This is a genomic window from Rhodomicrobium sp. R_RK_3 (genome assembly GCF_002198715.1).
GTDB lineage: Bacteria > Pseudomonadota > Alphaproteobacteria > Rhizobiales > Rhodomicrobiaceae > R-RK-3.
Genome location: NZ_MWLK01000003.1, coordinates 86,522 through 95,458, shown reverse-complemented (window position 1 = coordinate 95,458; position 8,937 = coordinate 86,522). Strand labels below are relative to the sequence as shown.

Annotated in this window: 6 protein-coding genes; 5 read left to right on the top strand and 1 reads right to left on the bottom strand. The window is 64.4% G+C overall.

What is annotated here, in order from left to right; translation table 11 throughout:
* Positions 1–564: 564 nt before the first annotated feature.
* Together BLEFHOIH_RS01555 and BLEFHOIH_RS01550 are read left to right on the top strand one after the other, a co-directional pair.
* Positions 565–2,463: an ethylbenzene dehydrogenase-related protein gene (locus BLEFHOIH_RS01555; RefSeq protein ID WP_088342744.1), complete on the top strand. Its 1,899-nt coding sequence runs from the start codon at positions 565–567 to the stop codon at positions 2,461–2,463.
* Positions 2,394–3,557 (top strand): 2Fe-2S iron-sulfur cluster-binding protein, encoded by a 1,164-nt coding sequence (locus BLEFHOIH_RS01550; RefSeq protein ID WP_088342743.1) that lies wholly within the window; start codon positions 2,394–2,396, stop codon positions 3,555–3,557. The genes BLEFHOIH_RS01555 and BLEFHOIH_RS01550 overlap by 70 nt, the downstream gene beginning before the upstream one ends.
* Positions 3,558–3,586: 29 nt before the next feature.
* Here the strand turns inward: BLEFHOIH_RS01550 and BLEFHOIH_RS01545 are convergent, their stop codons facing one another.
* The gene (locus BLEFHOIH_RS01545; protein ID WP_088342742.1) at positions 3,587–4,519 is read right to left on the bottom strand and encodes a LysR family transcriptional regulator; all 933 of its coding nucleotides are present in this window, start codon (positions 4,517–4,519) and stop codon (positions 3,587–3,589) included.
* Between the two features lie 335 nt (positions 4,520–4,854).
* On the opposite strand from BLEFHOIH_RS01545, the gene BLEFHOIH_RS01540 reads away from it, so the two are divergent.
* From BLEFHOIH_RS01540 to BLEFHOIH_RS01530, 3 genes are all read left to right on the top strand, one after another.
* A complete protein-coding gene (locus BLEFHOIH_RS01540) occupies positions 4,855–5,997 on the top strand; it encodes an aldo/keto reductase (RefSeq protein WP_210191610.1) in 1,143 nt (380 codons plus the stop codon).
* A gap of 517 nt (positions 5,998–6,514) precedes the next feature.
* Positions 6,515–7,393: a tripartite tricarboxylate transporter substrate binding protein gene (locus tag BLEFHOIH_RS01535; RefSeq protein ID WP_245296821.1), complete on the top strand. Its 879-nt coding sequence runs from the start codon at positions 6,515–6,517 to the stop codon at positions 7,391–7,393.
* 296 nt (positions 7,394–7,689) lie between these two features.
* Positions 7,690–8,808 carry a TAXI family TRAP transporter solute-binding subunit gene (locus tag BLEFHOIH_RS01530; RefSeq protein ID WP_170936938.1) on the top strand — a complete coding sequence of 373 codons (1,119 nt, stop codon included), beginning with the start codon at positions 7,690–7,692 and terminating at the stop codon, positions 8,806–8,808.
* The last annotated feature ends 129 nt before the right edge of the window (positions 8,809–8,937 follow it).

Here is an 8,937-nt window from a genome sequence, read left to right as displayed (position 1 = left end):
CCAATCATATTTCCGCTATTGCTGCGGCAAGTGGAGAGGCGAGTGGGCCCCGGCTCTAACGGCCGGGGCGAAGGAATCGAAGTTTTGCAAAGGTCTTCCCTGGGGAGAGGGTTAGGGTGAGGGGGTAATCCCTATTGGTAGGGCAAGACATCGCCACACGGAGAGGCATTACCCCCTCACCCGGCACGCTAACGCGCGCCACCCTCCGCATGGGAGAGGGCTAGAGGCGGTTTTGGGCGCCGAGGGCGATGGCGGCCGATCCCGCCTCATTTGATCCCCGCGCCAGCAAAAGTCGGAAACAAAATTCCCGCTGGCAGCAAACTGGCAGCAACAAACAACCAAAGTTTCGCCCTTCCCCCCGGCTAGCTTAAGCCCGTCGACAGCAGCGGTCCTGAGACTGCTCCCTGAAATCGCTCTTCAACCTCACGGCGCGGCAACGCTTTTCATCCCCCTGTATTTTCGATAATACGGGCGTATTATGAATACTGCATACAGTACTGACAAATAGGCGCTGCCGCGTCTTGATTACTTCATGAAGATTACCCGAAGGGTAAAAAGGAGACTATGGCGCGGCGTGCAATCAAGAAAACCGATTTCGGGACAGTCCTGCTGCACTGGACGCTGGTGGCGCTGCTGGTCGTCGCCGTGGCGACGGGCCTGAGGATCGCGATCGACGGCCCGCGTGACCGCTGGCTGTCCGTGCTCGACCCGGTGCTGCCCCAAAGCATCGTCTGGACCGCCCATATTCCCGTTGGCACTGCCTTGATCGCGCTGGCGATTTCCTACGCCATCTACATATCGAGGGCCGGTCTGTCCCGGCGGGTCCGCCCTGACCTTGCCCGGCTGAAAGGCATCGCCGGGCGGGCGAGCGCGCGCTATGGCGGGCTCAATATCGTGCTGTATTGGACGCTGTTCGCCGCCCTGGCAACCGAGTTCGTCACCGGCACGATGCTCTATGTCGGCTATGGCGGCTGGGCCGCCGAGCTGCATCATCAGGCGACATGGGTGATCGTTCTCTATGTGCCCGCGCATATCGCCGTCCATTACGCCATCGGCGGCAGATGGCAGCTTTTGCGCGTGTTCAACCCCGGCCCGCTCGCGCCCCGGCCGCCGGAATTCGATCCTTTCGAAGTGATCGCCGCCCAGGTCCAGGCGGAACCGGACAACGCCCATGCCGGGCACAGGCCGGAGAGGCGGATGCCGGGCCCGCAAAACCCGCCGAGGCCGGCAAGGGAGCCAGGGCGCGGCGGCACCGTGCTGCACGCCCATCCGTTGCTGACCGCGATCGCGGGCGGCGTGGGTTTCCTCGTGTTCATGCTGTCGCTCGACACCGCGACGCGCGACACGCTGATCCTCGACCAGATCGCCGAGAGCGACAAGCCCCGCATCGATGGCGACATGTCCGATCCGATCTGGCGGGTGGCGTCGAGCATCGCCGTGCCGACCCAGCAGGGCGCCAATCTCGACGGCGCCGGCCAATCCGAGGTCGAGATCCGCGCCGTCCATGACGGCACCAACGCCTATTTCTGCTTCGTCTGGGAGGATCCGACCCGCTCGCTGAAACATCTGCCCATCCAGAAGACCGAGACCGGCTGGCGCGTGCTGCAGCAGGGCTTCGACCGGGGCGACGCCACCGCGTTTTTCGAAGACAAATTCGCGGTGCTGCTGGTCGGGGCCTATACGCTGATTCCCGGCGACCGCACCTTCCATGCCGGCCGCCAGCCGCTCGGCGACAAGCCGGCGACGCTTTCGGGACGGGGCTTGCACTACACCACCAATGGCGGCTACGCCGACATGTGGCAATGGCACGCCTCGACCGGCGGCATGATGGGATGGGTGGACGACACCCATTTCGGGCCGCCCGCCGAGCCGGCGGCGGCGCAGAAGGCGGGCCAGTCCGCCTATAAGGGCGGCTTTGCCGCCGATCCCGGCAGCGGCTTGACGGAGCTCAATTTCGAGGAGCGCGGCCCTGGCGGCTATGACCGGCCGGTGATCCCGAAGCGGCTGCCGAGCGATCCCCGCAAGGCGCTGCAGGCGACCGACCAGATGGATCTCGATCCCAATATCGGCGACCGCGAAACCACCCGCTGGTGGCTCGCCGCCGACGACTCGGTGCCCTACAGCCGCGAGCACGATGCCCGCATCCCGATCGGCACCGTCATTCCCGGCCTGCTGCTGACCTCCGGCGCCTTTGCGGGGGACCGGGCTCACATCCGAGGCATGGCCAAATGGGCCGCCGGACGGTGGACACTGGAGGTGGTCCGCCGCCTGGATACCGGCAGCAAATACGACACGCCGATCGCCACTGGCGCCTATATGCGCGTTGCCGTCTTCGACCATACGCAAAGCCGCCACACGCGGTTCATCAGACCCATCCGTATCGAGGTCAAAGCATGCGAAAAAGCTGCAGGGTGCATATTAACGACCAAAGTTTTACGGCTCGGCGAGGCGAAATCCTATTAGACGCGGCGTTGGGCAACGGCGTCGATGTGCCTCACGACTGCCGGGCCGGCCAATGCGGCACCTGCAAGGTGAAGGTCGTGAGCGGCATGACCATCGGCGGCGAGTGCGGGGAAGCCGGCGTGGTGAAAGCCTGCCAGGCCCGCGTCATCACCGACCTGCAGGCGGTGGTGGAGCCGGTGCCGGAGGTGCTGACGACGCGCGGCACGGTGGTCAGCACGAGGCGGCTCGCGCCCGATGTGACGGAGGTCGTCATCCGTCCGCATGACGAGATCGTCTACCTGCCGGGCCAATATTACCGGGTCCAGTTCCGAGGCTATCCCGGCCGCTATTTCAGCCCGACCTCGCCGATGCAGCAGCCCTCCGGCGGCGGCACGCTGCGCCTGCATGTCCGGCGCATTGCGGGAGGGCTCGTCTCGCCGGCGATCGGCGACCGGATCCGGCGCGGCCATCCGGTGACGCTCAATGGCCCCTTCGGCTCGGCCTATCTGCGTCTGGGGCTGCGCAACCGCCTCGTGCTCGTCGGCAGCGGCACGGGCTTTGCCCCCATCCTCGCCATCGCCGACGCGGCGATGGCGGAAAACCCCTGGCGGGACGTGGTGGTGATCGCGGCGGCCAAGACCATGCCGTCGCTTTACATGGCGCCCGCCTTCCGCCGGCTGCGGGACTACCCCAATGTGCGGCTGATCGCGACGGTGAGCGAGAAACCCGCCCGGGCCGCGCCGGCCGTGCGCGTCGGCCGCCCGACGGATCACATGCCGGAGCTGACGCCCGGCGACATCGTCTATGCCTGCGGTGCGCCGCAAATGGTCGACGCGGTGCAGGATCTGGCGCTCGCCGCCGGCGCCAGCTTCTATGCCGACCCGTTCACGCCCCAGCATGGCGGCCCGAACGATGACGGCATCGTCGCGCGCGCGATCACCTGGCTCAGCGCCATTGCGCCGGTGCCCGGCTGGATCGGCGGCGAGCCGATCCGCATGCTGCCCAAGCCGCAGACGCCGCCGGAGGAGCCTCAGCACAGGCGCGAGGATCGCCCGCAGCAAGACTACGCCCCGCCTCGCCAGCAGGCGCCGCGCGATGCGCTGCCGTTCGCCTAGAACGGCTAGATGGCAGAATCCGCGCCTTGTTAGCCTTCGCCAGGCCGGGCCAGCCGCGGCAGCCCTTCGGCCTCGCGGATCAGATCGATGAGAGAGCGCAGCCCGCCCGGCGTCTGCCGCCGGCTCGGATAATATAGCGTGAAGGGCGGGCCTTCCGAGGCCCATTCCGGCAGAACCAGCTCCAGCGCGCCGGAGGCCAGTTCGCCGCTCACCCTTCGCTCAAGGCAATAGGCGAAACCGACGGCCCGGATCGCCGCATCGACGGCGTGCTCGGTCTCGTTGGCCGTCAGCGGCCCGCGAATATCGGCCCGGATCATCGCGGCGCCATTGCCGAGTTCCCAGGGGACGCGGCTGTTGTCGCCGATGCGCATCTGGACGCAGGGCAGCCCGAGCAGGTCATCCGGCACGCGCGGCCGCCCGGTGCGCGCGATCAGTGCGGGCGCGCCGACGACGACCCATTGCAGCGGCCTCGTCAGCGCCACCCCGACCATGTCCTGCGGCACCCGGTCGCCATAGCGGATGCCCGCGTCGAACCCTTGCGCGACGATGTCCACCAGATGGTCGTCCACGGTGACGTCCAGATGCATATCCGGGAAGGCGGCGGTGTAGCGCGGCAGCACCGGGCCGAGCACGAGGCGCGCCGCATCGCGCAGCACGTTGAGGCGAAGCCGGCCCATCGGCGAAGCGCGATGCCGCTCGAGCGTGCGTAGCGCGTCGCTGATCGCCTGGAAGCCGCCGCCGATCTGGTCCGCCAGCGCGGCGCCGGCCTGGGTCGGCGTGATGGAGCGGCTGGTCCGGTTCAAAAGCCGGACGCCGAGCTGGGCCTCGAGCTTGCGCAGCCGGTGGCTGAGCGCCGAGGTGGTGACGCCGAGTTCGATGGCGGCCTGCGCCATGCTTCCCCGGCGCACGATGGTCAGGAAGATGTTGAGGTCGGCCAGGATGGCGCGGTCGAAGGCCTGCACGCGTCGCTCGATCAGGTTGACTACTGCTCAACGATCTTACCCCGGTTCGCTCCGCATTGCGAACGGCGCGGCTCGGACCCGCGCGGCCGGAGCAATTCTATGAAAATCGTAACGGCTTTCATAACTGGCTTTTAAGGCCGGCCTTCGCTCGTCGGGAGAGCGGCTGGCCTCAAGCCACCATTGAGCATCGCTCAACGAACCGAAACGCCGTCCGGCTCGTTAGCCAACCGAATGTGATCGAGACCGGCCGACGCCAGCGCCGATGCAGGCGCGCCGAAGGCTTCGCGCGATGGGGGGAAGCCACCGGCCGCGGCGCCAAAATCAGGAGTTCATGCATGCCGACCGATAGCCCCAACCGCCGAAAATTCCTCACCCTTGCCACCGCGACCATGGGCGGCCTCGCCCTGCCCTCCTTCGCGGCGGCAGCCCCCAACCCAGCCAAAGGAGATGCCAGCATGGCCCCCGCAAACCGCGCAAACGAGATTTTTAAGCCCGAATTCAAGTTCGGCCTCGGCGGCGTTCCCATGGGGAACGAATTCAACAAGGTGATGGACAAGGACGCCGAAGCCACGCTCGATGCCGCCTGGACGGCGGGCGTGCGCTATTTCGACGTGGCGCCCTGGTACGGGCTCGGCCTTTCCGAGCGCCGCTTCGGGCAGTTCCTGCACGATAAGAGCCGCGGCGACTATCTGCTGTCGTCCAAGGTCGGCAAGCTGTTGAAGGCGTCCAAGAGCAACCGCCACACCGACTTGTTCCCGATGTCCAATTCACCGAACGACGTCGTCTACGACTATACGGCCGACGGCGTGCGCCGCTCGATCGAGGACAGTTTGCAGCGGCTCGGCGTCGACAGCCTCGATGTCGCCTTCGTGCATGACATCTCGCCCGATTTCCCCTATTTCCCGACCCCTTGGGAGGAGCAGTTCGAGATTGCCCAGCGCGGCGCGTTTCCCGCCCTCAGCAAAATGCGCGAGGAGGGCATCATCAAAGCCTGGGGCATCGGGGTGAACCGTCCCGAGCCGATCCTGCGGGCGATCGAGGTCGCCGATCCGGACGTCTGCCTGTGCGCCTCGCAATATTCGCTGATCGACCACGCCAATGCGGTCAACGAGCTGTTCCCCGCCGTCCGGCAGAAGAACGTGGCGCTGGTCATCGGCTCGTCCTTGAACGCGGGATTCCTCTCGGGCAGTCCGCGCTACAATTACGGCCCGGACAATTACAAGATCCCGGCCCAGCATATCGAGAAGCGCGAGCAATTGCGGGCGGCCGCCGAGCGGCACGGCGTCGATCTGCGCTCGGCGGCGCTGCAATTTTCCGCCGCGCCCGACGTCGCCGCCGCGCTGGTGGTCGGCGCGAGCAGCCCGCAGCAAATCCTGGAAGACTACAATTCGATGCACGCCAAGATCCCCGCTGAATTCTGGCAGGACCTCCAGGCGAGCAAGCTCATCGATCCGGGGGCGGCCGTCCCCAGCGCTTGACCGGAGGCGCCGGCAATGCCGGTCTTCCCCATGCGTGGTCCGGTGGGCGCCGCTTACCGGACCGCGCGACGCCGGCCCGGCGCAACCCGGTCAACACGCTCTGATCCGGCATAGCCGCCCATGCGCCCCGGACCGACCCTCCGTGCCAAGAATTATCCGGTCTTTCCGGGGATGGCTTACACGCTATGCCGCAATAGGCATTTAGTGCATCGCAATCTTGCGCTTACGGGCACCAGATCATCAAAACGATTGCTGCCTTTTTCTCCATAAGATTAGAGATATTGATGGTGAATATGCAAAAAACATGTCTCATCTAAACCCAGGGTTGCTTCCATTTTCCGTGATATATAAGTAAATTCCGCCGCTCCAAACTTGTTGCTTTTGGTCTTGCCCGGTAAACTACCTAGGCAATCAAAGCAGCATGGAGAAATGTGTGATGAGATTCATATGGTCCGTGGCGACTGCTCTGGCGCTCTGCTTGGCGCCGGCACATGCCGCGGAATGGCCGCAGGGACCGGTGACGATCGTTTCCCCCTTCGCCGCCGGTGGCACTGCGGACGTGTTGGCGAGAATTCTGGCCGAGCACCTGCAGAAGACGACCGGGCATCCCGTCATCGTCGAGAACAAGGTCGGGGCGGGAGGCGGCATCGGCGCGGCCTTCGTTGCCAAGGCAAAGCCCGACGGCCTGACGCTGCTGGTCGGCTCGGTGTCCACGCACGCCATCAACCAGTTCGTCTATGCGCAACTCCCCTATGACCCCGAAAAGGATTTCGAGCCGATCAGCCTGCTCGCCCAATTGCCGAATCTTCTGGTCGTCAACAAATCGCTGCCCGCCAAGACCGTTCCCGAGCTGATCGCCTATGTGAAAGCCAATCCGGACACGCTGACCTTCGGCTCGGCCGGCACCGGCACCTCGCAGCAGCTATCGGCCGAGCTGTTCAAGCAGCTCACCGGCACCAAGATGACCCACGTTCCTTATAAGGGCGGCGGCGAGATCATGGCGGCGCTGGTCGGCGGCGAGATCAGCCTCAGCTTCAACAACATGACCGCCGCATGGCCGATGGCCAAGTCCGGCGACGTGCGCCCGCTCGCGGTGACCAGCCTCAAGCGCAACCCGACCGCGCCCGATGTGCCGACCGTGGCGGAGACCATTCCGGGCTTCGAGGCGACCAGTTGGTTCGGCTTCTACGCCCCCAAGGGAACGCCCAAGCCGGTGATTGACAGCCTGGTCAGCTTCACCAGAGCGACGCTCACCCGGCCCGACATCGCCGAAAAGCTGCTTGCTGTTGGCGCGGTCGCCTCGCCGATGACACCGGCTGAATTCTCAGCATTCATGGTTGCTGAACGCAAGAAATGGAAGGACATCGTCAGCAGCGCCGGAATAAAAGCGAATTGAATACGGATGTCACCTGTTGAGCGAAATCATTCGCTCCGGGTGACATTCTTTTTTGTGCATTAGATTTTGCTTTCATGGTTTTGGCTGGGACTTTTGGTAAATTGAGTCTCCGCTTCGGACGCCTGTCGTCAGCAAGGAATTGCATTCATAGGCGAAATTGGAATAATAATAATTGGTTAAATTTTATTGGCAGAACGGGGATGTCCATGAAGCTTTTTTCAGCAACCCTTCTCCGAGGGGTTTTGTGGGGCTGCATTGCGCTTCTCTCGCACGGAGCCCTGGCCCAATCGCAAAAATTGCCGCCCGGTCCCCCCGGCCCCTATCAGGACGCCAAGCGCAAGGCCAATGAAAACGTCGTCATGATCATGGCGTCGGGCCGCCTGACCGGCTACACGCAATACGCCGAGGACATCTCCAACGTGCTCGACGGCCTGCCCGGCAACGATCTGCGCGTCATCCCGGTGATCGGCAAGAGCGCCGGCCAGAACGTGCTCGACATGCTCTATATGAAGGGCGTCGACATGGGCGTGGTCGACCAGGACATCCTGTCCTATCTGAAGCGCACCGATCCGCGCCTTTACGGCGACATCGACCAGCGCATTCAATATGTCACCAAGCTCTTCAACACCGAGCTGCATGTCTACGCCAAGAACGAGATCCGCAGCCTGGAAGATCTTCGCGGTAAAAAAGTCAGTTGCCTGAAGCCGATGAGCACCGTGGCGCTGCTTTGCGAGAATTTGTTCCTGGCGCTTGGCATCAAGGTGGAGATCGTCTTCGACGACGCCGCCCTCGCCATGCAGAAGGTCAAGAGCGGCGAGGTGGCCGCCGCCGCGCGGGGGGCGCAGCCACCGCTGCAGGGGTTCGAGAACGTCAAGCCCGAGGACGATCTGCATTTCGTGCCGATCGACAAGGCCAGCCTGCCGAACAGCAATTTCAACGCCCTGCGCGCCGCCTATCTGCCCGCCCGGCTGAAATCGCAGCACTATCCCGCCATGATTCCGGCCGGCCAGGAGGTGCCGACCATCGCCACCAGCACCCTGCTGGCGGTCTATAATTGGCCGCCCGGCTCGGAGCGTTTCCAGCGCATCGCGAATTTCGTGAACATTTTCTTCGATAATATCGACAAATTCGCCAAGCCGCCCCGCCATCCCGGCTGGGCCGACGTCAACCTTGCGGCCGAAGTGCCGGGCTGGACCCGCTATTCGACGGCGCAGGAATGGCTGAACAAGAAGCGGCAAGCCGCCCCGGCCACCACCGGCTCGATCTCCTCCGGCGATCAGATCAAGGCGGAATTCCTGGCCTTCGTCGATGAGTTCTCCAAGTCGCGGGGCACCAACGCGCCGCTCACGGAGGCGGAGAAGAACGCCATGTGGACCCAGTTCCAGCAATGGTCGGTCCAGCAGTCGAGGCGCTAGGGCGAGGCGCGCCGATGCGCCTGGCCTTGGAATTGCATGATTTTGCAAGGAATTTCGGGAAGCTTGTGGTGATTTTCCCGATCGAGAGAAGAAAAAGTGTGCGCGGCACCGCGCAGCGACACACGGCTC